This is a genomic window from Chryseobacterium vaccae (assembly GCF_009602705.1).
GTDB lineage: Bacteria > Bacteroidota > Bacteroidia > Flavobacteriales > Weeksellaceae > Chryseobacterium > Chryseobacterium vaccae.
The window spans coordinates 3,137,294-3,161,881 of record NZ_VSWH01000001.1; the positions used below are offsets into that span (position 1 = coordinate 3,137,294).

General features: G+C 38.4%; 26 protein-coding genes. 4 read left to right on the forward strand and 22 right to left on the reverse strand.

The window, feature by feature from the left end; translation table 11 throughout:
- Window positions 1-257 precede the first annotated feature (257 nt).
- The 9 genes from FW768_RS14225 to FW768_RS14265 form a co-directional block, all read right to left on the reverse strand.
- Window positions 258-989 (reverse strand): ABC transporter ATP-binding protein, encoded by a 732-nt coding sequence (locus tag FW768_RS14225; protein WP_153396470.1) that lies wholly within the window; start codon window positions 987-989, stop codon window positions 258-260.
- A 4-nt stretch (window positions 990-993) separates the two neighbouring features.
- A complete protein-coding gene (locus FW768_RS14230) occupies window positions 994-2,460 on the reverse strand; it encodes a DUF5687 family protein (protein WP_153396472.1) in 1,467 nt (488 codons plus the stop codon).
- A 53-nt stretch (window positions 2,461-2,513) separates the two neighbouring features.
- Complete coding sequence (locus FW768_RS14235; protein ID WP_153396474.1) at window positions 2,514-4,163, reverse strand: DNA repair protein RecN; 1,650 nt, start codon at window positions 4,161-4,163, stop codon at window positions 2,514-2,516.
- Between the two features lie 95 nt (window positions 4,164-4,258).
- Window positions 4,259-4,777 carry an SMI1/KNR4 family protein gene (locus tag FW768_RS14240; RefSeq protein ID WP_153396476.1) on the reverse strand — a complete coding sequence of 173 codons (519 nt, stop codon included), beginning with the start codon at window positions 4,775-4,777 and terminating at the stop codon, window positions 4,259-4,261.
- A 3-nt stretch (window positions 4,778-4,780) separates the two neighbouring features.
- Window positions 4,781-5,686, reverse strand: coding sequence for a type IX secretion system protein PorD (porD, locus tag FW768_RS14245; protein ID WP_153396478.1), 906 nt, complete (start codon window positions 5,684-5,686; stop codon window positions 4,781-4,783).
- Window positions 5,687-5,722: 36 nt separating this feature from the next.
- Window positions 5,723-6,928 carry a bifunctional phosphopantothenoylcysteine decarboxylase/phosphopantothenate--cysteine ligase CoaBC gene (gene coaBC, locus FW768_RS14250; RefSeq protein ID WP_153396480.1) on the reverse strand — a complete coding sequence of 402 codons (1,206 nt, stop codon included), beginning with the start codon at window positions 6,926-6,928 and terminating at the stop codon, window positions 5,723-5,725.
- A 124-nt stretch (window positions 6,929-7,052) separates the two neighbouring features.
- Window positions 7,053-7,376, reverse strand: a complete 324-nt coding sequence (locus FW768_RS14255; protein WP_027372958.1) for a DNA-directed RNA polymerase subunit omega — start codon at window positions 7,374-7,376, stop codon at window positions 7,053-7,055.
- Between the two features lie 41 nt (window positions 7,377-7,417).
- Window positions 7,418-8,413, reverse strand: coding sequence for an outer membrane protein assembly factor BamD (locus FW768_RS14260; RefSeq protein WP_153396481.1), 996 nt, complete (start codon window positions 8,411-8,413; stop codon window positions 7,418-7,420).
- A gap of 103 nt (window positions 8,414-8,516) precedes the next feature.
- Window positions 8,517-9,146 (reverse strand): TetR/AcrR family transcriptional regulator, encoded by a 630-nt coding sequence (locus tag FW768_RS14265; protein WP_153396483.1) that lies wholly within the window; start codon window positions 9,144-9,146, stop codon window positions 8,517-8,519.
- A 99-nt stretch (window positions 9,147-9,245) separates the two neighbouring features.
- Between FW768_RS14265 and FW768_RS14270 the strand changes: the two genes are divergently transcribed.
- The 4 genes from FW768_RS14270 (at window position 9,246) to FW768_RS14285 (ending at window position 12,017) form a co-directional block, all read left to right on the forward strand.
- The gene (locus FW768_RS14270) at window positions 9,246-9,872 is read left to right on the forward strand and encodes a TatD family hydrolase (protein WP_153396485.1); all 627 of its coding nucleotides are present in this window, start codon (window positions 9,246-9,248) and stop codon (window positions 9,870-9,872) included.
- Window positions 9,865-10,590 (forward strand): tRNA threonylcarbamoyladenosine dehydratase, encoded by a 726-nt coding sequence (locus tag FW768_RS14275; protein ID WP_153396487.1) that lies wholly within the window; start codon window positions 9,865-9,867, stop codon window positions 10,588-10,590. Before FW768_RS14270 ends, FW768_RS14275 begins: the two co-directional genes overlap by 8 nt.
- Window positions 10,590-10,964: a ribonuclease P protein component gene (gene rnpA, locus FW768_RS14280; protein WP_153396489.1), complete on the forward strand. Its 375-nt coding sequence runs from the start codon at window positions 10,590-10,592 to the stop codon at window positions 10,962-10,964. Before FW768_RS14275 ends, rnpA begins: the two co-directional genes overlap by 1 nt.
- A 453-nt stretch (window positions 10,965-11,417) precedes the next feature.
- Entirely contained in the window at window positions 11,418-12,017 is a 600-nt protein-coding gene (locus FW768_RS14285; protein ID WP_153396491.1) for a DUF4126 domain-containing protein, read from the forward strand.
- Here the strand turns inward: FW768_RS14285 and FW768_RS14290 are convergent.
- The 13 genes from FW768_RS14290 to FW768_RS14350 all read right to left on the reverse strand — a co-directional run bounded on the left by FW768_RS14290 (window position 12,014) and on the right by FW768_RS14350 (window position 24,587).
- The gene (locus tag FW768_RS14290) at window positions 12,014-13,123 is read right to left on the reverse strand and encodes a tetratricopeptide repeat protein (protein ID WP_153396493.1); all 1,110 of its coding nucleotides are present in this window, start codon (window positions 13,121-13,123) and stop codon (window positions 12,014-12,016) included. The genes FW768_RS14285 and FW768_RS14290 overlap by 4 nt on opposite strands.
- Complete coding sequence (locus FW768_RS14295; protein WP_153396495.1) at window positions 13,124-15,274, reverse strand: hypothetical protein; 2,151 nt, start codon at window positions 15,272-15,274, stop codon at window positions 13,124-13,126.
- 1 nt (window position 15,275) lies between these two features.
- Window positions 15,276-15,806, reverse strand: a complete 531-nt coding sequence (locus tag FW768_RS14300; protein ID WP_153396497.1) for an LptE family protein — start codon at window positions 15,804-15,806, stop codon at window positions 15,276-15,278.
- On the reverse strand, window positions 15,803-16,504 hold the full coding sequence (locus FW768_RS14305; protein WP_153396499.1) for a DUF4013 domain-containing protein: 702 nt from the start codon (window positions 16,502-16,504) through the stop codon (window positions 15,803-15,805). Before FW768_RS14305 ends, FW768_RS14300 begins: the two co-directional genes overlap by 4 nt.
- A gap of 16 nt (window positions 16,505-16,520) precedes the next feature.
- Entirely contained in the window at window positions 16,521-17,807 is a 1,287-nt protein-coding gene (locus tag FW768_RS14310; RefSeq protein ID WP_153396501.1) for a sigma-54 interaction domain-containing protein, read from the reverse strand.
- Window positions 17,808-17,840: 33 nt separating this feature from the next.
- Window positions 17,841-18,638: a tetratricopeptide repeat protein gene (locus FW768_RS14315; protein WP_153396503.1), complete on the reverse strand. Its 798-nt coding sequence runs from the start codon at window positions 18,636-18,638 to the stop codon at window positions 17,841-17,843.
- The gene (locus FW768_RS14320) at window positions 18,610-19,128 is read right to left on the reverse strand and encodes a hypothetical protein (RefSeq protein ID WP_153396505.1); all 519 of its coding nucleotides are present in this window, start codon (window positions 19,126-19,128) and stop codon (window positions 18,610-18,612) included. Before FW768_RS14320 ends, FW768_RS14315 begins: the two co-directional genes overlap by 29 nt.
- A 9-nt stretch (window positions 19,129-19,137) precedes the next feature.
- Window positions 19,138-20,574, reverse strand: coding sequence for a tRNA (N6-isopentenyl adenosine(37)-C2)-methylthiotransferase MiaB (miaB, locus tag FW768_RS14325; protein ID WP_153396507.1), 1,437 nt, complete (start codon window positions 20,572-20,574; stop codon window positions 19,138-19,140).
- A 113-nt stretch (window positions 20,575-20,687) separates the two neighbouring features.
- Window positions 20,688-21,425: an energy transducer TonB gene (locus FW768_RS14330; protein WP_153396509.1), complete on the reverse strand. Its 738-nt coding sequence runs from the start codon at window positions 21,423-21,425 to the stop codon at window positions 20,688-20,690.
- 40 nt (window positions 21,426-21,465) lie between these two features.
- A complete protein-coding gene (locus tag FW768_RS14335) occupies window positions 21,466-21,846 on the reverse strand; it encodes an energy transducer TonB (protein ID WP_153396511.1) in 381 nt (126 codons plus the stop codon).
- Window positions 21,833-22,243 carry an energy transducer TonB gene (locus tag FW768_RS14340; RefSeq protein WP_153396513.1) on the reverse strand — a complete coding sequence of 137 codons (411 nt, stop codon included), beginning with the start codon at window positions 22,241-22,243 and terminating at the stop codon, window positions 21,833-21,835. Before FW768_RS14340 ends, FW768_RS14335 begins: the two co-directional genes overlap by 14 nt.
- 13 nt (window positions 22,244-22,256) lie before the next feature.
- Complete coding sequence (locus FW768_RS14345; protein ID WP_153396515.1) at window positions 22,257-22,742, reverse strand: hypothetical protein; 486 nt, start codon at window positions 22,740-22,742, stop codon at window positions 22,257-22,259.
- 111 nt (window positions 22,743-22,853) lie between these two features.
- Window positions 22,854-24,587: a thiamine pyrophosphate-dependent enzyme gene (locus tag FW768_RS14350; RefSeq protein ID WP_153396517.1), complete on the reverse strand. Its 1,734-nt coding sequence runs from the start codon at window positions 24,585-24,587 to the stop codon at window positions 22,854-22,856.
- Between the last annotated feature and the right edge of the window lies 1 nt (window position 24,588).

Below are 24,588 nucleotides of genomic sequence, written 5' to 3' on the forward strand. Positions count from 1 at the left end.
GTGCACTTCTATTCATAAAGTATTCAACTTAAAACGCCCACAGCATTAAATCTTTTGTGCCCCTAGTAGTTGGAATAATTCTTTGCCACGGATGCAAGAATTTATCAGTGTATCCGTGGCAATAAAACTTTTGTACCTGTTGTGGTTAAAAAAGGGTTCCCACAGATCTCACAAATTTCACAGATCTTTATGGATATTTTTATATTCTTGCGGATCAGGCAGATTACTCAGATTTTAATAAACTTGATGAATACAATTTAAACAGGTTCCTGGGCTGCTGCTGGAGATGAAACCTGGTCTGCAAAGTATTGTTCCAGGTCTTTCAGGGTTTCCGGATTGGTTCTAATGTCTTTTACAAGCTGGCCTTTATTCACCACCACAATTCTATTGCAAACTTCAGTCGTATGGGAAAGATCGTGGCTGGATATCAGGAAAGTAACCCCGTCCTGCTTTGATAATTCTTTGATCAGATTTTTAAGTTTGATCTGGGTAGACGGATCCAGGTTGGCAAATGGCTCATCCAGAATGATGATTTCAGGATTTCCGATGATAGCGCCTACAATTCCTACTTTTTTCTGGTTTCCTTTAGACAGGTCCCGCACATATTTTCCAGACTTTAAAATTTCGCCATTGAAAAGGTCATGAAATTGTTTCAGAAACTCGTCTACCGTTGCTTTATTCTGCCCTCTTAATTCACCGATAAAGTAAAAATATTCTTCAGGGGTAAGGTACCCGATTAAAAATGTATCGTCTACAAATGCTGAAACCTTGCTTTTCCATGCTTCAGATTCATTCACTTTAATCCCGTCAATACTTACAAAGCCTGTTGATGCCTGAATAAGATCAAGCATAAGGCTGAAAAGGGTTGTTTTTCCGGCTCCGTTGTTTCCTACAAGGCCGAAAGTTTCTCCATTAGGAATTTCCAGATTCTCTATGTTAAGAACAGTTGCTGTTCCGTATGTTTTGGATAAATTATTTATAGTAATCATTGTATTAACCTTTATTTTTGAATGCGTCTATTGTACTGTATTTTTCTCTTTTATAATGCTTTACGATAATATCGAAGATCTTTTCTCTGATCAGAAAGCCAATCAATCCCAAAACCGCAATACTTATTACGGCTCCTGTCATCCCAAAAATGTATTTTGACAATGCGAAAACCGCCATAGGAAGAAGCATCTTAGGAATCAGAAGAAGTAAAGCCTTAATGTTAAAGCTATTTTTCTGTCCAAATCTCTTTTCTTTTGAGTTAAGGTCGATCTGGGTTTTGTTAAATGCACCCGACCAAAGCGTAAACTGGGAATTAACCCCGATATTATAAATCCCTGCTGCTAAAAAAGTCACATAAATTTCCCAGCCGAAATATACATAAGCCAGAGCAAGAATCACTGAAGCTGCAGTCACAATATTCATCAGCCACCATTTTGCTTTTAAATATTCTTTGTAAGGAACATTCAGGGTCATCATCAGCGGATAATAAGAGCTGTCAAAAGCAGGAACACGCTGTCCGAAAAGAAACTGAAATCCTCCTGTTACAAACAGTCCCATAAACATCATCATCGCTGGGGTTTTATACAATGGTGATGAAAACATAAGCATTCCGTAGAAAAGAAAGAGAAAACTGCCCAGAAGGATTCCTTTGGTCACTTTATTCCTTTTCAGCATTTTAATATCATTATTGATGAAGGTTCCTATCACCCCATACTTATTGAGGAAAGCGATATTTTCTGTTCTTCCGACTTCTTTTTTAGCCTCAAGCCCCTGATCCAGATAAAATACTTTACGCACATGGTTGAAACTTATTTTCCATAAAGCAGAAAACAGGATTACCGCAATGACCAAAAAGTAAGGTTTATCGTAAAAACTGTAGAAGAACTTTTCAGAATAGGAAAGCACCGGAATAATATTGTAATAAGCCATCCCTCCCACTGCCAGAAAGATACATCCTATAATAATGGCAATGGTTTCTTTATCATTGAAAAGGATATTGATAAAGTTGTTCAGATAAAACAACAGAGATATCCCGATAAACCAGGTTAAAATACCAACAAAGCTGTATCCGTTAAACAAAGCAATCCCGCAAAATGTAACAAAAAACAAAGAATTTAACCAGCTGAATGCTGAAAGAAACGTTTTCGTCAGCATATAATTGACGAGGGTATTCTTAGGAATATTGAGGGTAAGGAACGGCTTGATGTTCTGGGTAGGCATTTCCTGCCATATGTACTTCATGATCAGGTCTACCGCCCATGCTGCTATCAGAAACCGGGAAACCACTTTCAAAGGATCCTGATGTATTTCTTCCTGTATATAGAAGAAAGCAATAAAAGCACCGCCTGCCAGACAGGCCATAAAATAAGCAATCCCGATAAACCGCAGGATCTTCATTGCAAGATTCACTCCTACAGAAGTACCACGGAAAAAGCTTTTAATCTCCAGCTTGAGGAATTTTAGAAACATATCTTAGTTTTTATACATTAGTAAAGATAATGTAAGATATGTTACAGAATTTTTCAGCCAATCAATTCTTTTGCCTGTGCCAATGCAGCATCCGTAATCTTACTTCCGGAAAGCAGCTGTGCAATTTCGTTCAGTTTTTCTTCATCGCTTAAAGGAACAATGGTAGATTGGGTTTTCCCGGCAATGTCCTGTTTCAGAACTTTATAGTTATTGTTTCCTTTGGCAGCAACCTGAGCCAGGTGGGAGATAACGATAAGCTGCATATCTCCTGACATATCGCGCATCAGGTTTCCAATCTCTTCGGCCACTTTTCCGGAAACCCCGGTATCAATTTCATCAAGAATAAGGGTAGGAAGTTCATCACTTTCCGCAATGATTTTTTTGACAGCCAGCATCACTCTTGATCTTTCTCCTCCTGAAATAGCGGTCTGGATTGGTTTTAAAGGGAATCCTGAATTGGCCTGGAACAATAACTGAATGCCTTCTTTTCCAAACAGGTTAAATTCCGGTACATCTTTCAGATCAATATCTACTCTGGCTTTTTCAAGACCTAATTTTTTAAGAAGCCCTTCTGCTTTTGAGATAAAGACAGGAACGGATTTCTTTCTGTTTTTAGACAGCTTTTCAGCCAGAGACTGAAGTGTTTTTTCTTTTTTGGAAATATTCTCTTCTATTTCTTCAATGGCTGCTTCCAGTTCTGAAGCGCCTTTCTGCTCTCCCGCCAGCTGGTCTCTCAGTTCAATCAGCTCATTAAGATCTGAAACGTTATGCTTAAGCAGTAAGGCGTTGATTTTATTATTAAGTTCAGTTAGAAAGGCCAGATTTTCAGGATTAATTTCTATTCTTTCCGCTTCATGTTCAAGCTCGGAGATGATATCCTTCAGTTCTACGAAGGAAGTTTCCAGCCTTTCATTTAATTCTGAAAAGCTTCCTGAAACTTCAGCAATCCTGGACAGCTTATTTTTAGCTTCATTAAAGAAGGAAAGAATTCCCACTTCTTCCTGATGGAATCTGGAAAGAATCTGCCCGATATTTTCAGAGATCATTCCTGCATTTTCCTGAATAGAAAGCTGGTTCTGCATATCTTCATAATCTACATCATCCAGCTTCAGTTCTTCCAGTTCATTGAGCAGAAATGTTTTATAATCACTTTCCTTTCTGTTTTCCAGAAGCAGAGTCTGGAGTTTTTTTAACTGAGTTTTAAGGCTCAGGAAATCTGAAAATACATTCTGATATTCTTCAATTAACGTTTTATTTTCAGAAAGTCCGTCGATAATCTTAAACTGGTATTCAGGAGTGAATAAGTTGGAGGTTTCAAACTGAGAATGAATATCAATCAGCTGCGAAGACAATTCTTTAAGGATATCAAGAGTAACCGGAACATCATTGATGAAGGCTCTTGATTTTCCTGAAGGAAGTATTTCCCGTCTGATAATTGTCTGATGTTCATAATCCAGGTCATTTTCTATGAAGAATTTTTTGAACTGATTATTTAAAGCGAATTCAGTTTCCACAATACTTTTTTCTTCCGTGCTGGCAATAGACTTCACATCTGCTCTTTCACCAAGAATAAGTCTAAGAGCTCCTAAGATAATAGATTTTCCTGCTCCGGTTTCTCCGGTGATTACCTGAAGACCGTTATGCAATGATACATCAAGGGTATCAATCAGAGCAAAATTTTTAATGTAAATTCTTGAAAGCATGGATAATCCGCGTTTTTATCAGAGGTTAATATGAATTGTAAAAATAAGTTTTTTTAGCGAAAGCAGAAACGGCAGACATCGATTAAATATGAGACTTATACTTTTGAAATTTCAGTCAGCAGTTCATAGAAATCTTGGTACTGATATTCGAATGTTTCAGCATCTTCGTGATCCCAGCGAACTACAGCGTTATGATGGTGCGTATCAAAACACAATAATCCCCAGTCACTGTATAGGGCAAACGGAATATATCCTTTATCAAAAAGAAATTCTCTGGGGTAGGTATCTAACATCATTTCACGAAGAGAGGCTCTCCATACATTAATTGGATGTGGGCAAAAAGAAATCTCTGAGATCTGAAGCTCGTAAAAATGTTTATGTTTCAGGAACTTTTTAAAATCTTCGGGGAAAACAAATCCGGTTTCTGCTTCAAGTTCCTGAAGTTCAGTATCGGTTACCGTACTTTTAACGGGAAGCCAGAATTTCCATTCCTCATCTGGCTGATCCGGGGCAAGCATGGCTTCTTCAATATCGCAGGGAAGCTGATTGGCTTCATTTTCTACCCAGGAATTAAGGGTTCTGTCAACAATTTCTTCAATCGTTTCTTTTATCATACCTTAATTCTTCCATTTGCTCCATTTATTCTCCGTGTATTTTGGAGAAAGAGTCATCATCAGCTGCTTAAGATCATTCATCACAATTCCACCATTGTTTCCGGAATTGAAAATATTGAAGATCTCATCACTTTTATTGTCTATGAACAAATTGAAAAAATAGGCCTGCTGGAAAGAGTTTTCATACATTTTCAGCTGCATAAGCGCATCAAAGATTACTTTTTTCGCTGTGGTCTGATCCTGATTGAACAGATTATCTAACCCGGCACGGTGATAGCTGTACATCGCAGAACGCAGCTGACTCCAGTTTGGATTGATAATTTCGTTGATCAGAATGGTACGGCTTCTCGGTTCATTGATGGTATTCCAGCCTTCATAATTCCTGTTCTGGGAATTCTGAGCGATCTGCTGTGCTTTAGAGAACCATGGTGAACCGCCCATAGACTGAAAGCTGTCGGCATCATACCCTAAGATCAGGTATACATAAAAGCTAACCACATCAATCAGGTTTTTTCCTGAAAACTGTCTTTCGTTAAAAACAAGATTCTCATTTTCAACATATTCAAAAGCAAATCTCTGATCCTGAAGATTAACGAGTGGTGACTCATATGAAGTATTGTAAACCGGACGTACCGCCTGAATGACAATGCTGCCTTTATATCTGTTTCCGTCCTTCTCAGCAATAACGATGGCAAAGTTGCACTTTACTTTTTCAAAGTTCTGAAGCTTTTTACCGGTCCAGCTTGTATTATTAACGAAATCCCTGAGACTTTTCTCCAGAGCTTTATAGGCCTGCTGGTTACTTCCTCCCAGCTGCTGGGAGTTAACCTGCACATTGGCAAGCAATTCCTGGGAAAAACTAAGTTGATATATAAAAAGCAGGAAAAATAAGCTTATGATTTTTTTCATTATCTATTAAAAATTGAGAACGGAAATTTATTAAAATTATTTTAAAAGTTGAGCCTCAACGAAATCCAGAATATCTCCGGCAACTTCCTCTTTTGATTTAAGGTTAAATTCTTTCTTTTCCGTTTTGGTAAATATTTTAATTTTATTGGTATCGTTTTTAAAGCCTGCTCCTTCGTCACGCAAAGAGTTCAGCACGATCATATCCAGGTTTTTCTTTTCCAGCTTTCCTTTGGCGTTTTCTTCTTCATTCTGGGTTTCCAGGGCAAAGCCTACTAAAAACTGGTGGGTCTTTTTCTCACCCATTGTTTTAAGAATATCGGGATTTTTAACCAGTTCAATCGTCAGGTTCTCATCATTCTTTTTAATTTTCTCTTTAGCAATTTCTTTCGGGGCATAATCTGCAACAGCAGCGCTGGCAATCCCAATATCTACACCTTCATAAAATTCAAAAACTTTGGTCAGCATTTCTTTTGCCGAGGTTACTCTATGTAAATCAATGGCTGCATCATGGGTAACCAGTGAGCTTGGTCCTGAGATCAGAATGACCTTTGCTCCCCGTTTTGAGGCTTCTTCTGCTAAGGAAAAGCCCATTTTCCCGGACGAATGATTTCCGATGAATCTCACCGGATCAATGGCTTCATAGGTTGGCCCTGCGGTAATAAGCACTGTTTTTCCTTCAAGGCTTTTGGTTTTCCCCGAAGAAGCAAAAAAATTTTCAACGGTATTTCCAATAGTTTCCGGCTCTGCCATTCTTCCCTGTCCTACCAATCCGCTGGCCAGTTCCCCGCTTTCCGCAGGAATAATTTTATGACCATAGCTTTCTGCCAACTCAAGATTTTTTATAGTGGAAGGATGTGCATACATATCAAGATCCATAGCCGGAGCAATGAATACCGGGCATTTCGCAGACATGTAAGTCGCAATAACCAGATTATCACACATTCCGTGGATCATTTTTGAGAGGGTATTGGCGGTACACGGCGCCACGATCATCACATCCGCCCATAAAGCGAGCTCCACATGGCTGTTCCAGTTTCCGTTATCACCGTAAAAATCGGAATAAACAGGTTTTTTGGAAAGGGTGGAAAGGCTCAGCTTGGTTACAAAATGCTCTGCATCGGGAGTCATGACCACCTGAACTTCAGCCCCTTTTTTTATAAAGTCCCTGATCAGGAAATGGATTTTATAGGCCGCAATTCCTCCAGAAACAGCGATAAGTATCTTTTTACCGGAAATACTCATTTAGTTTTAATTTTTTGAATCACTAAATTACTTATTTTTTCGCACAAAGACGGTTTATCCAACGACAAAGGTCATAAAAGAACTGAATTCCCTTATGACCTTCATATATAAAAAACACAAATGACTATTTTCTGTCTTCTGTCTTTCTGAAATAGATATCTTCGTTTAACCACTCTTCAATAGCAATTGAAGTCGGCTTTGGAAGTTTTTCGTAATGCTTGGAGATCTCAATCTGCTCTCTGTTTTCGAAAACTTCTTCCAATGTGGAATTGTGAACAGCAAACTCATCAAGTTTATTGTGAAGTTCCGTACGGATCTCCGCATTGATCTGCTCTGCTCTCTTTCCCATGATAACAATAGCTTCATAGATTGAACCTACTTTATCTTCAATCTTATCTTTATCGTAAGTAATAGTATTTACTTCTGCTTTTGTATCTTTTACACTCATTTTGAGAAAATTATTTTATTTTAAGATGGCAAATTTACGAATTATCTTTGAATTTTGAAAGTCGCTGCCGGCGGAGGGGTCTGAAGTGCCGCACTGTCCCTCTGGATCTGCATTGCTTTCTTTTCATTGCTGATCTGATCTTTGATCTGCTGGTCGGTTTTATTCTTTGCAGCCAGCTTTTCAGCTTCTCTTTTCTGTTTTTCTGTCATTGCTGCAATTCTCGCTTCAGTCTGTTTTTTAACAACAACGAAATTCTGTTTTTCTTTTTCCAGCTTTCCTCTCAGGTCTACTGCTGTTTTGGAATATTCTGTATTAGGAAGTTCTTTTTCTACCATTTTAGTGTAAGAAAGGGCACTTTCAATACGTTCATCCTTAAGGTCATAAATAGATTTTGTTGCCAGTTCATAACGGGACTTCATGATATAATCATAAATCTTCGGACGAAGTTTTGTACTTGGGAAATCTTCCAGAACATTATCCAAAGCTACGTTAGCCGCTTTATAGTCACCCATTTTGAAATACTGTCTTGCATTTTCATAGGCTTTGAACTCTAATTTATAAGACAGTTCATCAATAAGCTGGCCTATATTTTTAGATCTTTCTGAGTTAGGATAATTATTCAGGAAATCCTGTAATTCATTGATTGCTGTTTCGGTAGTAGACTGATCCAGGTTATAATCCATAGAACCTTCATAGTAACATAAAGCAGACATATAGGAAGCTTCTTCCGCTCTCGGATCTTTAGAAAAGTTTACAGCAAAGTTCTTAAACTGATGTCCTGCCAGTTTGTAGTTCTCATCGTAATAGTTGGCATAAGCGGTATTGAAACCTACATTAGGAAAATCATCCGTTCCTGCCACAAGGTTGGTAAGTCTGTCGTAAAGGGCTAATGCATTCTTCCACTTCTTTTTAGCAAAGTTTTCATTAGCTGCTTTTAAGATAAAATTCTTGTCAGCACTTCTCATGGCTCTTTCCTGCTGGCTTACGCATGATGAAACCACTGCTACTGCAAAAAGGCCTAAAATATATTTTTTCATATAAAAAATTCAACAGTTTTCGGATTACACAGCCGATTTACTAATTTGCAAAAATATAACTTTTTTGCCAATAGATTTTTTTTTATGAATATTTAACGTAATTTTAGTCTGCAGCGTATCCTAAAATTGCAAAAACACTGAGTAAAAGATTCATTCTTACTTTTTTCTCTGCTTCTTTGGCATAGGCTTCTTCGTTTTTGCTGGGCACATAAAGTTCATAGAAGTTTTTGTTGCGGATAACAAATAATGTGGAGCCGATAATCATCGTAAGAATGTCTTCGGGCTTTGGGGTAAATGTAAAAACTCCTGAAGCAACTCCTTTCTTGATCACCTCATCCAGTTTTTTTACAAAAAGCTGATAGAAGTCCAGTAATTCGTCTTTCAAATTATCGGTATGCCTTAGCTCCTGGGTTACAAAACCATGGAAATAGTTGTATTTGAACAGTTGGGAAACAATATACTTGATCATCTCACGCATCTGCATCTCAGGTTTTCCTTCTTTGATGGTATCTGCAAATTCAGAAAAATTTTCTCTGGTTTTCAATACTCTGTACTGATAGAGATAAGACATCATTTTTTCTTTGGAACCGAAATAATAGGAAATCATCGCTACATTGATGTTTGCCTTGGAACAGATGTCTCTTACAGAAGTTCCCTCGTATCCTTTTTTTGCGATCAGTTCCTCGGCAATGTCAAGTATGTGGATCTGTTTTTCTGTAAATTTTTTTCTCATTGAGATGCACTTTGAGTAAAGTTAAGAAATTTTTAACAGATTTATAAACGTTCGTTTAATAATTTTAAATTAATTTTCTGGATAATTGTATTTTTGGGAATGGATTTTTTTGATTTTCATCACCATAAGAAAAATATTACGTACGGGATCTATAATCTGGACCTTGGTATAACTCCCAGGAGTCATCTTTATTCAGCAGGGATTCACCCTAAGGATATTGATGCGGATTTTATGGAAGATCAATTCAGATGGCTGGCATCCTCGATTTCTGAAAACTGTTTTGCCATAGGAGAATGTGGACTGGATTCTATCGTTCCGGTTCCTCAAAAAATTCAGGAGAAAGTATTTCTAAGGCAGATTTATTTATCCAATGAGGTCAAAAAACCGCTTATTATTCATTGTGTAAGAAAATTTTACGAGGTGATTTCTTTAAAAAAAAAGGCTGAGCAGGCGATGATCATTCATGGTTTTAATAAAAAGAGAGCAATTGCGGAAGATCTGCTGGCCAGGAATTTTTATCTGAGTTTTGGAAAAGCTGTTTTGTATCAATTATCTTTGCAGGATATTTTAAAGGCAGTTCCTTTAAATCAACTCTTTTTAGAGACTGACAATGATGATTTTAGTATTGAAGAACTGTATCATAAGGTCTCTGAAATAAAGGGAATTTCACTGGAAACGCTGAATGAACAAATTTTAGAAAATTTATACACAATAAAAAATGGATAAATACTGGCTGGAAAGAACGGAGCTTCTGATCAAAGAAGCAGGATTGGAAAAACTGAATAAAGCCAATGTTCTGGTTGTAGGATTGGGAGGTGTAGGATCTTTTGCTGCAGAATTTCTGGTGAGAGCCGGAATCGGAAATATGACAGCCGTAGACGGCGATACCGTAGATATTACCAATATCAACAGACAGCTTCCTGCTCTTCATTCTACGGTAGGAATGCATAAAGTAGATGTGGTTGCTGAGAGACTGCTGGACATCAATCCTCAGCTTAACCTGATCAAGATTAACGAATTTCTTAATCCTGAAAGAATGGATGAAGTGCTGGATTCGGGCAAGTTTGATTATGTTCTTGACTGTATTGACAGTGTTACGCCCAAATTATGTCTGATTAAAGCCGCCAGAAAAAGAAAGATCAAGCTCGTCAGTTCTATGGGAGCCGGTGGAAAAATTGACCCGAGTAAAGTAATGGTAAGGGATATCAGCAAAACGCAGAACTGTTATCTTGCCAGACAGATAAGAAAGAGACTGAAAAAAGAGAAAATCAATAAAGGGTTCAGATGCGTCTTCTCTAATGAACTTCAACAGGAGGAAAGCCTGAAAATGACGGACGGAAGCAATTTTAAAAGATCTTTTTATGGTACCATCAGCTTTATTCCGGCTATCTTTGGTTTATATGCAGCCGCCGAGGTCATCAACTATTTAGTGAAACAAGATTAATGCAGCAATTTAACTATCCCAAAACAGAAAAGCTCAAAAAGAATACTGAGATTTCTTTACTTTTTGACAAAGGTAAATGGAGAAGCTGCGGCCCACTCAGAATCATCATTCTGAAAGATAAACCCGGACAGCCGGTGGAAAGTACGCGAGTAGGTGTTTCTGTTTCTAAAAGGTATTTTAAAAAAGCAGTGCATCGAAATCGTATAAAGCGCCTTTTAAGAGAATGTTATCGTCTGAATAAGGATTTATTCAAAAGTTCTTTCGGCGAAAAAACAATTGCCATGTTGTTTTGGGCTTCTTCGGAAATGCCTCCGAAATTTCAGGATGTTCAGGCGGAATTTATCAAACTGTGTCAGATGCAGAAGAAGTCTTAATTGGCTGTGAAATACTGAAAGGCTAAACACAAAAGATCCGTGGCATTTGTGGGAAATTATTTTTTAACCACAACAGACACAAAAGTTTTTACACTTTAGTTATATATAAGTTTAATGCTTTTTTGTGTAGAAGTTCACAAAAGTTTTTAAAAACTACGATTTTTATTATTCATTAGATTAAAAATCTGCGTAATCTGCCTGATCCGAGAGAATATAAAAACAATTGCCACCGATGCACAAATGAAAATCTAATACTTTAACTTTACTCATAGAAGCACATTTAAGTTAAAAAAATCTGTGTGAGAATAAAAAAGCTTCGGGGATAAAGAAGCCTTTCTGCATGATCATAAGCCAGCCATTCCAATGTTTATTTCTTTACAATAAAAACAGATTAGTACAATTTATGCTCCGGTTTTTGTAACTTTAGGGAAAACAATAAATCTGAAAATTAATATGTTAGACAACATTCCCTATTTTTCTTATGTTCTCAGTGCGTTTATCGGCATTGGTCTTGCAGCGGCAACAGGTTTCAGAGTATTTCTCCCGATGTTTGCCGTAAGTCTTGCCTCATACCTTCACTGGATTCCCATGAATGAGAGTTTTGAGTGGCTTTCCGGTCTTCCTGCCCTAATTACAACCGGCATTGCTACCATTGCTGAGATTTTAACTTATTATATTCCGTTTGTAGATCATTTGCTAGATACCATATCAGTTCCGATGGCTACGGTAGCCGGATCGATATTATTTGCCAGCCAGTTTGCAGATTTGGGGACATTTCAGCAGTGGGCGCTTGCATTAATTGCAGGAGGTGGGACAGCAGCAACCATCAGTTCGGGCTTTGCCGGAATCCGGGCAGCTTCTACAGCGACAACGGGCGGACTGGGAAATTCTGTTGTGGGAACTACTGAAACGGCAGGGGCAGGTATTATGTCTGTATTGGCCATGGCCGCTCCTTTTGTTGCCGCAGTTTGTGCTGTAATTCTTATTATTCTGGTTGTTGTTTATGGCCGAAAAGCATGGCGGAAACTACGGAAAACGAGTATAGAACCTTAGCTAGAGCATTTCAGGTCTGATGAAGGATCATCTTTGGTAATTAACAGCCTGATTCTTTCTGCATCTTCCGATAACTTCAGTTGGCAATAGTAGGTAAACAACTTGCTTAAAAGCCTATTGTTATGATCGGGAATCAGTTTTTCATACTTTTTCAGAGCATTGAGGGCTTCTTTTTTTCTGTTGAGCATAAGAAGATATGCTGCAGATCTTAGAAATAATACTGTTTTTTCCGAAGGAGCTAAAAATGTATCTCCGTTATCATTTTTAGCGGTTTCAAAGATCTTTGCCGGGTCTGTATTGTCAAAGTCTCTTCCTATTTTATTAATTTCTGACAGAGCCTTTTCATTCTGATTTGTCATGATGAATATCTGAATTTTCAGATTCTTATAGGCTATAGCATCGAAATCGGATACATTTTTGTTTTTCTCTGCTGTACGAATGATATTCAGAGCTTCGGGGTATTTTTTCAATGAGAATAAAACCTGAGCTTTATTAAAAAGAGCCAATGAGTTATCCGGATCTGAAGCCAACACTTTGCTGTAAATATTTAAAGCGTCCAAGGTTTTTCCTTCCGAGGTCAGGTCAGCCGCCCGGTTCAGCATTTCATCATGATTTTCCTGAATGGTCTTTTTCCCGGTGAGATATTCTGTAATCAACGGAATAAACTCTTTTGTCATTTCCTGATAATACGTGAGGTATTCTGCATCACTTGGGGAACGAGGCTTTCCACCTGATAGAAATTTATCAAAAAACTGAGCTGTTATTTCAACATCAAAGTTTCCTTTATTATAAACCGCTACGACGGAAATGGAAAAGTTACAGTATTTATCTTTTGTTTTATTAATCTTATCAAAAAATGCAGAACCTTTTATTTCTTTAAAAGAATTAAAAGATGATCCTGTTGATTCCCACCCTCGGCTTAACAGGGACTTTGCCTGTGGCATTTCATTTAATCTGGTGATTACAGCTTCCTTACTCAAATGTTTTACGGGAAGTATTGTTGTATATTTAAGCGTGCTGACAGGGAATTCTTCATCAAGCCTGACCTGGGCAGACGAAAAGGAGATAAAACTCAGCAGAAAAATACACACCAAGCGTATGCTCATCTATTTACCGCTTTTACTGTCGTTAACTTCCTTGATTTTAGCATCAAAGTATTCTGCTTTTTCAGGATGCTTTTTCTTTAAAATTCCAAATGCTTTAATGGCTTTGCTGTACAGTTTCTGTTCAAAGTAAAGATTGGCCAGTGTTTCTGTCATCAGATGGGAAATATCATCATTTCTTTCTTTGACAACATAAGAGCTTTCTTCTTTCAGCTGACTGATTCTTGGATTATTTTCGATGAATGTTTCGATTGCTTTTTCTTTGATCACCGTTTTTTCCTTTTCAACGTCTTCAGTTCTGTCGATTTTCAGCCAGCTCTGCCATGTATTGATAAAACCGGGAACATTACTGTCAAGAACTGCCTGGGCAGGCTGTTCCGGTTCTATATTTTGTGCCGTTTCTACTTTTTCAGTTTCATTTTTAGCTTCACCACCAGACCAGCTTGAAATATCTGAGCCGAAGAACGAAACGCTCATTACCGGAGCTTCTTCCTCCTGCGAAGTTGTTTCATTGCTTTCTTCTTCATTTTCCGCTGTTTCTAAAGCCTCTTCTGTATCTTCCTGAACAGTTTCTGTCTCTGTAACTGAGCTTTCAGCTACGATTTCTTCCTGTTCTTCTTTAACGGCCTGAACAGGTTCCGGCGGCGTTATATCCTCAGTTTTAACTTCTGGAGAAGCGGCTTCTTTGGAAATCAGAGAATCAGGAACATGAGTATTTACACTCATAGGTTTCCACGCTGTATTGACTTCATGCGTTGTTTCAGGTTCTTTTGTTTCTTCCTCGGGAATCTCTTCTGATTGTTCAGGTTCCTGGTTTTCAGCAATATTTTCTGCAGCGGTTTCTTCTTTTAATTTAGGTTCATCACTTCCTGTTGACCAGAAATGGAAATTCTGGGTTTCAGCAAAACTAATCTCATGATCTTCCGCTTCGGGTTCTTCTACTATATTTTCTGCTGCAGGTTTCGTTTCCTTCATCTTCTTTTCAACCTCCTCAATCAGACGTCTCATTTCTTCCTCGTGCTTATTGATTGATGGCTTAACAACAGCTTCTGCAGTCAGCATTTCTTCTGTATTCGCAGCCTGAATCTTCACATCAGACATGAAGGACTCTGTCCCATGGAAACTTATTTCAGCATCATCCGCCTGCTCTGTTTCAGATGGAGCTTCTTCTGCAATATTATTTTCTTTCTGACCAGCTTCCGGAGATAAACGTTCTACCTCATGGAAACTGATATCATTGTCTTCAGTGATTTCTTCTACTTCTTCTTCCGAAGACTGTTCTTCACTGATGATTTCCTCAGGTGTAAATTCTGCACTCGCTTCTGCTTCTTCAACTGCTTCTTCCTGTTCTTCAGAAATTGTTTCTTTTGCCTCTGAGTTAACTTCGTCATCAACAATTTCTTCCAAACGCTCAATTTCATGAAAGCTCTGATGATCTTTCTGGGCAATCTCTTCTTGTTCTGTTGGATCTGAAAGCTGGTCTTCGTTCACAATTTCTTCAGGGGTAAACTCAGTATCTGCATCCGGAGTTATACCGGCGTCTGACTTTTCGTTTTCCTGCTGAACTGTTTCCTGAATAAGGCTTACAGGCTTGGAAACAAATTCCGTCTTCTGGGTTACCAGCGTTCCGGATTCCAGGGTGGATTCAAGATCTATCGTTTCTGCATGCTCTTCATTCAGGAAGTTTTCTTCACCTTCAAACAGAATTCTGTTTCTTTCTCCGTTCACATAGATATGTGTAACTTCCTGGGGAATGTTCAGCATACAGGCAGCTATTTCGTCCTGCTTTTCTTCCGTTTTTGCAACAGTCTCCTCTCTTTTAATAGGAAAAGCTTTGTCTTTATACCCGAAGCGTGCAGGTTTTGCAGCCGGTTTTACAGCCTGCTTCTCTTCAGCCGTTTCAACGGGTCTGGATTCCGGACGGATTTTACCATTGATGAGCTGATAAAGGATTTTTTTATCTGTGGTATACGCAGCAGTTGTGGAGAGCTCTTTCTGATAATTTTCCTGATCATAAAGGTGAACTCCATATAAATGTAGTGCCCTGATGTTTTGAACATATGGAAAGGCATGAATTTCTTCTTTCAAAAGATTTAGATCTTCTGACTGAATATTTTTCGGATTCTTTAATAATTCTAAAACTCTGGGATTCATCTTACCAATTCGCTACAATATCGTTAAATATCTTGTTAATAATTCTGTCTGTCACTATCTTTACCTGAGAGGCTTCAATCTCGCTCTGGGTCAGGTTACTGTTAAATACGGCTTCGTCTGTATAGGCTCTGTCAAAGCTTAGCTCCGAATGCAATTTATTTTCATAATGTACTTTTACGGTAATCGTCAGTTTACTCTGTGCCTGCTGAACGACACCTCCCGAAGGATTTTGCTGTGTATTTGAGCTGATTGTAGTAGGCGAGAAACCATAATCTGAAATTTCACCTTCTACCAGAATATCCGGATTTGATTTGGTTCCTTTTAATGTAGTCCTCTGCAGAAACCTGTTCTGGATATCTGTAGAAAACTGCTGGGAAAGGGTTGGGTTCACCAGTGATGCATTGTTTGGAAATTCACTGATCTGAATTGTTTTTTCGTCTGTCAGGGAAGATAAAGATCCTCCTGTAAACGAATAACACTGCTGAAACAGCGAAAGAATGACAAATCCAAATATTATTTTTAATTTACTCATACTGTTTTTTGATTTGAGCTTCCTAGAATATTTTTAAAGGAAGCATATTTAATACAGATCCCAAGAGGTATTGTAAATAAAAGACCAATTCCGCATACAATAGCTCCTAACTGAGAAATAATTCCTACCACAATAGTGAACAGGAAAATCATAAAGAAGTTTCTTCTGGCCAATTTCCAGGAAATTGAAAAAGCTTCTCTTACACTGCTGATTCTATACAGCGAAATTAAAGGCTGTACAAAATACATCGATATTGATACTACAAAAAGCAGAACAATAACGAGCAGAAACCAGATTCCCATTCCTCCTGCAAATAAAGCCACACCGGTATCAGATAGCTGCCCATCAGACGCAGAAGCTGCAAACAGAATAGGAAGCAGCGATAACTGAATCGGAATCATAATGATAAATAATATGACAAAAAGAAGGAGGAACAGTTTCAGATAGGTCACAAAATCTGTAAAGTCAAAAATATCTCCTGCCTGTACTTTCTGCCCTTCATCTACTTTTCTGCATATTTTATAAAAATTTCCTAACGCCATCACTCCTAAAAAAGGGATAAGGCTAATAAAAAAAAGGAGTAAGGTTGCTACTATAAATCCGCCAATATCTTTTTTAAAAAGATCTACACCTTCAGATATGAATTTTCCTATATTCATCTCATATCCATTGGTGGCCGTTACATCAAAATTCTTCATTTTTCTTGTTTTTATTTTAGTCTTCCAGGTTATATTGTTTTATTTTTCTGTATAATGTTCTTTGTGAAATCCCCAGTTCATCTGCAGCTCTGTTCCTGCGCCCTTTATGCTTCTCCAATGCTTTGATAATCAAATCTTTTTCATTATTCTGAAGGGACAGGGATTCTGGTCTGTTTTCTTCTACTTCAATATCCTCAATATCTTCATAGCTGTCTTCAGGAGCTGAAATAATAGACGGAGTCTGCACCACCGGGGTTTTATCCTCAAAATACAGTAGGGAATTATTATTTACAGGAGCCTGCTGAGTTTCCGCGGCATAAATTCTATTGATCAGGTTTTTCTCCTGATTGCTCAGATCACCTGCACCTCTGTTCTTGATGAGTTCCGAAGTTAAGGATTTTAAATCATTAATATCATTCCTCATATCGAAGAGAATTTTATACATAATTTCTCGCTCGCTTCCGAAATCGTTCTGCTTTTGGGCGGTCTGGTTATTCACAACCATCGGAAGGTGGGTTTCCATCGGAATATATTCAGCCAGTTTTTCTACCGTGACATTTCTGTTTCTTTCCACTACAGTCATCTGTTCTACCAGATTTCTCAATTGGCGGACATTTCCGGGAAAGGAATAATTATCGATATAATGAACTGCTGCAGGATCTAACTCCAATTCCGGCATTCTGTATTTTTCTGCAAAATCAATGGCAAATTTCCTGAACAGCAGATGAATATCTCCTTTTCTTTCTCTTAAAGGAGGCATGTCGATCTGTACGGTATTTAAACGGTAAAACAAGTCTTCACGGAATCTCCCGTCCTGGATGGCCTTCATCATATTGACATTGGTAGCAGCCACTATTCTTACGTTGGTTTTTTGTACCTGTGACGAACCTACTTTCATAAATTCACCGCTTTCAAGCACCCTTAAAAGACGGACCTGTGTCTGCAGGGGAAGCTCTCCTACCTCATCCAGAAAGATGGTACCGCCGTCTGCCACTTCAAAATATCCTTTTCTGGTAGCCGTGGCTCCGGTAAATGCTCCTTTTTCGTGTCCGAATAATTCGGAATCTATGGTTCCCTCTGGAATGGCACCACAGTTAACCACAATGTAGGGCTGGTGTTTTCTTTTTGATTCTGAATGAATGATTTTAGGAATAAACTCTTTTCCTACCCCGCTTTCCCCGATCACCAGCACGGAAATATCCGTAGGGGCTACCTGGATTGCTTTTTCCAAAGCCCTGTTCAATGCAGGATAGTTTCCTATAATTCCAAAGCGGTTTTTTATATTTTGTAACTCGTTGCTCATAAGTAAATGTTTGATTATTGATTTAATTCGGGCTTACAACGCTTCAATCTGCGTTCTGTAAACTTTGTTGAAATGATGGGTATAGGGATCTTTCATGATCTTCCCTTCATCATACGTTTTTAATGCTAACGTCTTTAAATCCAGATAATCTTTGTTTCTAATCTTAGAAACTTTACTTTTAAAGTATATATTCTCAGCAAAGTCGTATGCTTTGCTTTGTTTTTCGAAGTTTTTTAAAGCCAGATCATATTGTCCCAGCTGAAAATAGGTAACTCCCAACTGGTAATGGTCATACAGGCCTTTGAAATAGTTTTTGGAAGCCAGAAGTTTTTCAATGATATCGACAGCTTTTCCTTTCTGACCTAAAGCACTGTAAGACAATGCTCTTACAATATCTAAATGATAGTCGCCGTTTTGTGATCGTCCCAGATCTTCAGGGTAATATTTTTTCAGTTCTTCAAGATCCTGAATGGCGCCGTTATAATCCCTCAGAAACTCAAACCTGCACCATCCTCTGTATCCAAGATGTCTTTTCGGGTCTAAAGCAACGGCTTTATTAATGAGTATCCTCCAGGTGATAAAATCCCCGTTTTTAAGATAGGGAACGGATTTCTCCATATAGGCATGAGAAAAATCCGGACATAACTCAATGGCTTTATCAAACCCTTCCTGGGATGCACTGGAACCTTGTCTGTCGGAAGCCCAGTTGTATAACTCACAAGCTTTTTTGCAATCCTCTCCCTCTACTGCATTACAGTTAACCTGTGCAATAGTATTGGTGTAAACGATAAGTAACAAAAAGCTAAGGTAATACCTCTGAAACTTTTCCATTTTCAATTTTATAGGTTAAATACTGGTAGTAATCTACTTTAAAACCTTCTATTTCTTTAGGCTGCCATCCGTCCAGCGATCTGGTGAACTGCAGCAGTTTTTTTTCCAGTTCCGGATCAAAATCAGAGTTTTCCAGATCCGAATTCATATGCTGTACTCTGAACAGTCCTGTTTTTCCTTCACAATTTACTAAAAATCTGACCGTAATATAGCCGTTGGTCTTCTTTTCAGAATGAATATTTTGTCTATTCAGTTTTTCAATAATGGCAATCTTCTCTCCCTTATAATCAAATTCTTTAGCTCCGTGATAATACTGAAAGCTGAAGGGTCTGTCTTTTCCTTTTCCGCATTTTTTCAGATCCGTATCATCCAGATTCTTATCAAATTCAATATCTCCAACAGTATTAGGATATTGTCCCGCTGCTTTTTCTGTCTGACACGACATCAGAATGAAAGAAAATAGGGCAAAGAAAGAGACTGCTTTGATCAAAATCTGAAATTATTCCCCTATTCTCCCTAAAAGTGTGCCCTGTGTATTGTCATAAACAAAAACATCCACAATGTCGCCAATTTTCTGCCCTTCCTGTTTATCGAATACACAGACTGCATTCTGTGAGTTTCTTCCTTTCCACTGATCTTTGTTCTTTTTGGAAATTCCTTCGATCAGAATCTGGTGTGTTCTTCCCACGTAGGATTTCATACGATTTCTGGAAAGTTCACCCTGAAGCGCAATCACCTCAGCCAGACGTCTCTGCTTCACATCTGCAGGAATATTGTCTTCCATTTTTTTGTGTGCAGGTGTTCCGGGTCTTTCTGAATAAGCAAACATATAACCATAGTCATATTCCACTTCCTTCATCAGGCTTAGGGTATCCTGGTGATCTTCTTCGGATTCATTGCAGAATCCAACGATCATATCCTGGGAAAATGCAATGTCCGGAACAATTTCTTTGGCCTGCTTAATCAGATCCAGATATTCTTCACGGGTATGCTGTCTGTTCATGGCCTGAAGCATGTTATTACTTCCACTCTGTACCGGAAGGTGAACATATCGGCATATATTTTCATGCTTTGCAATCATTCTGAACACGTCAAGGCTCATATCCTGAGGATTGGAAGTAGAGAATCGTATTCTCATTTCAGGAACCGCTTTAGCTACTAAATCAAGCAGTTGCGCAAAGTTGACGGCTGTTGCCTTCTGCATTTCCGAAGCTTTGGCAAAATCTTTTTTAGGACCGCCTCCATACCATAAATAAGAGTCTACATTCTGCCCTAAAAGGGTAATTTCTTTATATCCGTTTTCTGCGAGATTTTTACATTCTTCAATGATAGAATGCGGATCTCGGCTTCTTTCTCGTCCCCTGGTAAACGGAACCACGCAGAAGGTACACATGTTATCGCAGCCTCTGGTAATGGTTACAAATGCAGCCACACCGTTTCCGCCTAAACGAACCGGATTAATATCTGCATAGGTTTCTTCTTTGGAAAGGATTACATTGATGGCGTCTCTCCCGTCTTCTGTTTCCTGTAAAAGGTTAGGAAGATCTCTGTAAGCATCTGGTCCCACAACAAGGTCAACCAGCTGTTCTTCTTCCAGAAATTTAGTCTTCAGCCTTTCAGCCATGCAACCCAAAACACCGACGGTCATATTCGGTTTTTCTTTCTTCAGGTTTTTGAACTGGGAAAGACGCATTCTTACAGTCTGTTCCGCTTTTTCACGGATAGAGCATGTATTCAGAAGGATAAGATCTGCTTCTTCTACTTTCAGAGTGGTATTGTATCCCTGTTCGTTTAGAATAGAAGCCACGATTTCAGAGTCAGAGAAGTTCATCTGGCAGCCATAGCTTTCTAAAAACAGTTTTTTAGAATTTTCCGGTCTTTCAGCAATAGCAAAAGCTTCTCCCTGCTTTGTTTCGTCTATATATTTTTCCTGCACGGTAATCAAATTAAAGGTTTGGGACTTAAAATTCAGTGTCTTTTCACATTCAATTTTAAATCCAAAACAGATTAGTCTGCAAAGATACAAAATATTGTGACAGAATGGCAGGGCTATCTTTCATTGAATGTAATTGAAAATTTTACAGGAAAGGCTATCCTTTGTTTGATTGGAATATTAGAATATAAAGCCGGCTTCCAGACCTTTTTTAGTCTTGAAAGCGTTCTCATAAAATTTATATTAAAATTTTTATCATCTATTGAGGGATAAATTCTCGGATTAATAATATGCCCCTCTTCGTTTACATAAAATTCTAAATTAACCTCACCATTAATATGATAATCCATAAAAAGCGTCTGAAAATTATCATGAAAGTCCTTGTTAAATTTCTTTAAGCCACCGGGATACTGTGAAGACATCACAAAAGCATCTGCATTATATCCAGTTTTATAATTACTCATCAAATCTTTAGGGTAAAAGATAAATTCTGTAACTGCTCCAAGGGTATTTCCTTTAACTTCAGCAGGCTTCCACCCTTTGAGATTTTTCAGAACTTCCATGGAAAGGTCATATGCACATTTATTTTTTGCAATATTCAAGGTATCACTATCTTTTACCAATTTAACACTGCCCAAAGCGGTAACAATAATCCTTGGCTGATAAATTTCTTTTCCATCACATTCTTTCCTGTTATTTATGATGAGATATTCGTGTGCATCTTTATAAAAGGTTACTAAACCTCCCTCATAAAAATCCTGTCCTTTGGGATAGCTTTCCAAGACATTCATTTGGGCATAAAAAGTCTGGCCCATTGCTGATATAAAAAACAACATTAGAAAGTATTTTTTCATCAAATTAATTTTAATCTGGTTTTGTGTTTTTGTTTATTTTTCAAAATTCTCTTGGAGGATGAAATGTGAGCGGTAATCTGAAAAAAGACTCTATAAGCTCGCCCTCTTTCTTAGCCGGGGTCCATTTTTTCTTTCTCATTCTTTTTATTCCGTCAAGAATTCTTTGGTCAAACTCTGCATTTCCTGAAGATTCCTCCAGTGTTACATTTTCCATTTTCCCTTCTTTGCTGACGGTAAAAGTTACTACCAATTTAAATGGCTCTTTCCAGACAAAATCACTGAGGTCAATCTGTTTTGCGACTTCAGTCCTGAAAACCCCAAGTCCTCCAGGCTTTTTAATTGAATCTGATATTTTTTCCTGAGCTTTTATATTTAAAGAAAAAACAGTTAAGAAGAAGATTAATATTCTAACCGATCTCATAAGTTCCTGTAGTAAAATTAACCTTAAAAATATACTTTGATTCTACAGCTACTCCGTCTTTCATCGCCGGTTTCCATTTTCCTTTTACTTTTTTTAAGGCGTATTTCACGTCATCAATAAACATTTCACCGTTTTTGATCTTGGGAAGAACATCCAGGCGGTCCATTTTACCGGTTTTATCAATATTAATCACAAAAGTTACGGTTCCGTTGATGGCATAGCTTTCAGCATCCACATAAGCGTGAAGCATATTCACAAACTGTTTTCTGAAGGCTTCATCGCCTCTTGGAAATTCGGCTCTTTGTGTGTATCTCGGGATTTCGCACTGCATTGTGTTTTGAGAGAATCCTTTAATTCCAATGAATAATAAGGGTAATAATAAAAGGTATTTTTTCATTTGTAAATGGCTATTACAAGTCTGTTCCTATGGAAGAGAAACTCATTTTAAGCTTAATCTGTGAAGTCACAGGCTGTCCGTTGCATGATGCAGGTACCCAATTCTTTTTGATTCTTCTTACCACATATTTCATATCATCAAAAAAGTAGGTACTGTTGGCTACTTTGGGTGAACCTTCAATCTGGGTTACTTTTCCGGTCTGGTCTACCGTCATGGTAAAAGTAAAATCACCGTTCAGAACGTAGAAATCAGAATTAAGATAATCATACATATATTTTCTCAGGGTATCTTTGTAAACAACTACGCCTCCTTCAAATGCTGCAGGCTTGAAATCATTACAGTTTTTGACAGCCACCTGTAAAAGCGGTTCTTTGATGTCTATTTTTAACAGATTTTTATTATTCTCGGTAATAAAATTATCGTCCCTTTCTTCAACATCCTGCTGTGCCCAAGTCAGATTGGAGGCAAGAAGTGCTATAAATAACATTAAAGCTTTCATATATGATAAATTATTAAAATTACTTTAACAAAGGTAAATATTTAATGCCTTTTTAAAAAAGAAAAACTTCACACAAATGCGTGAAGTTTTCTATTGTATTGTTTCAATGTGCTATAGTAGTCCTTTAATATGTTTATAATTAGATTTAACGGTATCCAGAACTTCTTCCATTTTTCCGCCCAGCATGAGCTGCGCCATGGATTTTGTCATTCCCAGCACCTGATCCAGCTCAATTTTCGGTGGAAGTGCCAAGGCATTCGGATTGGTGAATATATTGAGAAGATAAGGTCCCTGATGATCCAAGCATCCCCGGATTGCTCCTTCTACATCTTCAGGTCTATGGACATTCTTTCCCGGATATCCCATTGCCTGGGCGACCATCGCGAAGTCCGGATTAATCATATCTGTTTCGTTATCCGGCATTCCACCTACTTCCATTTCCAGCTTTACCATTCCTAGGGCTCTGTTATTGAAAACAATGAGCTTTACCGGAAGTTTATACTGAAAAATAGTGGCCATGTCTCCCAAAAGCATAGACAACCCTCCATCACCGCACATTGCAATAACCTGCCGGTCAGGATGGGCCAATGACGCTCCTATAGCCATAGGCATTGCATTGGCCATTGACCCGTGATTGAAGGATCCCAGCATTTTCCGTTCTCCGGTTCCTGTAATGAATCTTGCTCCCCAGACACAGCACATTCCTGTATCTACTGTAAAAATAGCATTTCTGTCTGCTAAACGGTCTAAAGTATGAGCTACATATTCTGGCTGAATAGCGTTTTCTTTACCAAAATCCCTTACATAAGAAAGCTGGTTTTCTTTTACTTTTTCATAGAATGCAAGCTGCTCATTAAGAAAATCCGCATTGGTTTTTTCCTGAAGCAGTGGCAGCAGGGCCTTAATAGTTTCTTTTACATCTCCGGCCAGTCCCAATTCCAACTTTGCCCTGCGGCCAAGTCTTTCGGGACTTTCATCAATCTGAACAATCTTATTTTTAACAGGCATGAATTTCTGATAAGGGAAGTCTGTTCCCAGAAGGATCACCAGATCTGCTTCGTGCATGGCATGATAGGCTGAAGGAAATCCCAGCAGCCCCGTCAATCCTACTTCATTGGGATTATTGGGCTGAATCTCCATTTTTCCGCGGAAAGAATATCCAACGGGTGCTTTCAATAGTTTTGAGAGTTCAATAACTTCAGCATTCGCCTTTCCAGCTCCAACCCCACCATACAGTGTTACTTTTTTACTTTGATTGATAAGATCTGCAAGCTGTTTCAGCTCATCATTTGAAGGCCGAATGATAGGATGAGTTCTGAATATCTGAGTCGATGTAGTTCCCTCTTCTGCATCCAGTTCAGAAACATCTCCCGGAAGGCCGATTACAGCTACTCCTTTTTTTGAAATAGCATGCTGAATAGCGGTCTGCATAATTCTCTGCACCTGTTCCGGTCTGGTAATCATTTGATTGTAATGACTGCAATCATCAAATAGCTTTATGGTATTGGTTTCCTGGAAATAGTCCATTCCCATTTCATCACTCGGGATTGTGGATGCAATCACCAGCATCGGAACATGGGAACGGTGTGCGTCGTAAGCTCCATTGATCAGGTGAACATGCCCCGGTCCGCAGCTCCCCGCACATACTGCAAAACCATCAAGTTCGGCTTCCGCAGCAGCAGCATAAGCTCCTACTTCTTCATGTCTTACGTGAATCCATTGTATACTGCTTTTTTTGACGGCTATATTAAGATGGTTGAGGCTATCACCTGTAACGGCGTAAATTCTTTTCACATTGGCACTTTCGAGCATTTCTACAATCTGCTCAGCTACGTTTTTAGCCATA

Bases quoted from the DNA above. Each gene is read 5' to 3' on its own strand.
- FW768_RS14330 (WP_153396509.1), bottom strand. From the start codon at position 21,425: ATGAAAAAATACTTTCTAATGTTGTTTTTTATATCAGCAATGGGCCAG.
- FW768_RS14240 (WP_153396476.1), bottom strand. From the start codon at position 4,777: ATGATAAAAGAAACGATTGAAGAAATTGTTGACAGAACCCTTAATTCC.
- FW768_RS14235 (WP_153396474.1), bottom strand. From the start codon at position 4,163: ATGCTTTCAAGAATTTACATTAAAAATTTTGCTCTGATTGATACCCTT.
- FW768_RS14265 (WP_153396483.1), bottom strand. From the start codon at position 9,146: ATGAGAAAAAAATTTACAGAAAAACAGATCCACATACTTGACATTGCC.
- FW768_RS14225 (WP_153396470.1), bottom strand. From the start codon at position 989: ATGATTACTATAAATAATTTATCCAAAACATACGGAACAGCAACTGTT.
- FW768_RS14300 (WP_153396497.1), bottom strand. From the start codon at position 15,806: ATGAGTAAATTAAAAATAATATTTGGATTTGTCATTCTTTCGCTGTTT.
- FW768_RS14275 (WP_153396487.1), top strand. From the start codon at position 9,865: ATGGATAAATACTGGCTGGAAAGAACGGAGCTTCTGATCAAAGAAGCA.
- FW768_RS14335 (WP_153396511.1), bottom strand. From the start codon at position 21,846: ATGAGATCGGTTAGAATATTAATCTTCTTCTTAACTGTTTTTTCTTTA.
- FW768_RS14315 (WP_153396503.1), bottom strand. From the start codon at position 18,638: ATGGAAAAGTTTCAGAGGTATTACCTTAGCTTTTTGTTACTTATCGTT.
- FW768_RS14350 (WP_153396517.1), bottom strand. From the start codon at position 24,587: ATGGCTAAAAACGTAGCTGAGCAGATTGTAGAAATGCTCGAAAGTGCC.
- FW768_RS14255 (WP_027372958.1), bottom strand. From the start codon at position 7,376: ATGAGTGTAAAAGATACAAAAGCAGAAGTAAATACTATTACTTACGAT.
- FW768_RS14340 (WP_153396513.1), bottom strand. From the start codon at position 22,243: ATGAAAAAATACCTTTTATTATTACCCTTATTATTCATTGGAATTAAA.
- FW768_RS14310 (WP_153396501.1), bottom strand. From the start codon at position 17,807: ATGAGCAACGAGTTACAAAATATAAAAAACCGCTTTGGAATTATAGGA.
- porD (WP_153396478.1), bottom strand. From the start codon at position 5,686: ATGAAAAAAATCATAAGCTTATTTTTCCTGCTTTTTATATATCAACTT.
- FW768_RS14230 (WP_153396472.1), bottom strand. From the start codon at position 2,460: ATGTTTCTAAAATTCCTCAAGCTGGAGATTAAAAGCTTTTTCCGTGGT.
- FW768_RS14270 (WP_153396485.1), top strand. From the start codon at position 9,246: ATGGATTTTTTTGATTTTCATCACCATAAGAAAAATATTACGTACGGG.
- FW768_RS14285 (WP_153396491.1), top strand. From the start codon at position 11,418: ATGTTAGACAACATTCCCTATTTTTCTTATGTTCTCAGTGCGTTTATC.
- FW768_RS14290 (WP_153396493.1), bottom strand. From the start codon at position 13,123: ATGAGCATACGCTTGGTGTGTATTTTTCTGCTGAGTTTTATCTCCTTT.
- coaBC (WP_153396480.1), bottom strand. From the start codon at position 6,928: ATGAGTATTTCCGGTAAAAAGATACTTATCGCTGTTTCTGGAGGAATT.
- FW768_RS14295 (WP_153396495.1), bottom strand. From the start codon at position 15,274: ATGAATCCCAGAGTTTTAGAATTATTAAAGAATCCGAAAAATATTCAG.
- rnpA (WP_153396489.1), top strand. From the start codon at position 10,590: ATGCAGCAATTTAACTATCCCAAAACAGAAAAGCTCAAAAAGAATACT.
- FW768_RS14260 (WP_153396481.1), bottom strand. From the start codon at position 8,413: ATGAAAAAATATATTTTAGGCCTTTTTGCAGTAGCAGTGGTTTCATCA.
- FW768_RS14305 (WP_153396499.1), bottom strand. From the start codon at position 16,504: ATGAAGAATTTTGATGTAACGGCCACCAATGGATATGAGATGAATATA.
- FW768_RS14345 (WP_153396515.1), bottom strand. From the start codon at position 22,742: ATGAAAGCTTTAATGTTATTTATAGCACTTCTTGCCTCCAATCTGACT.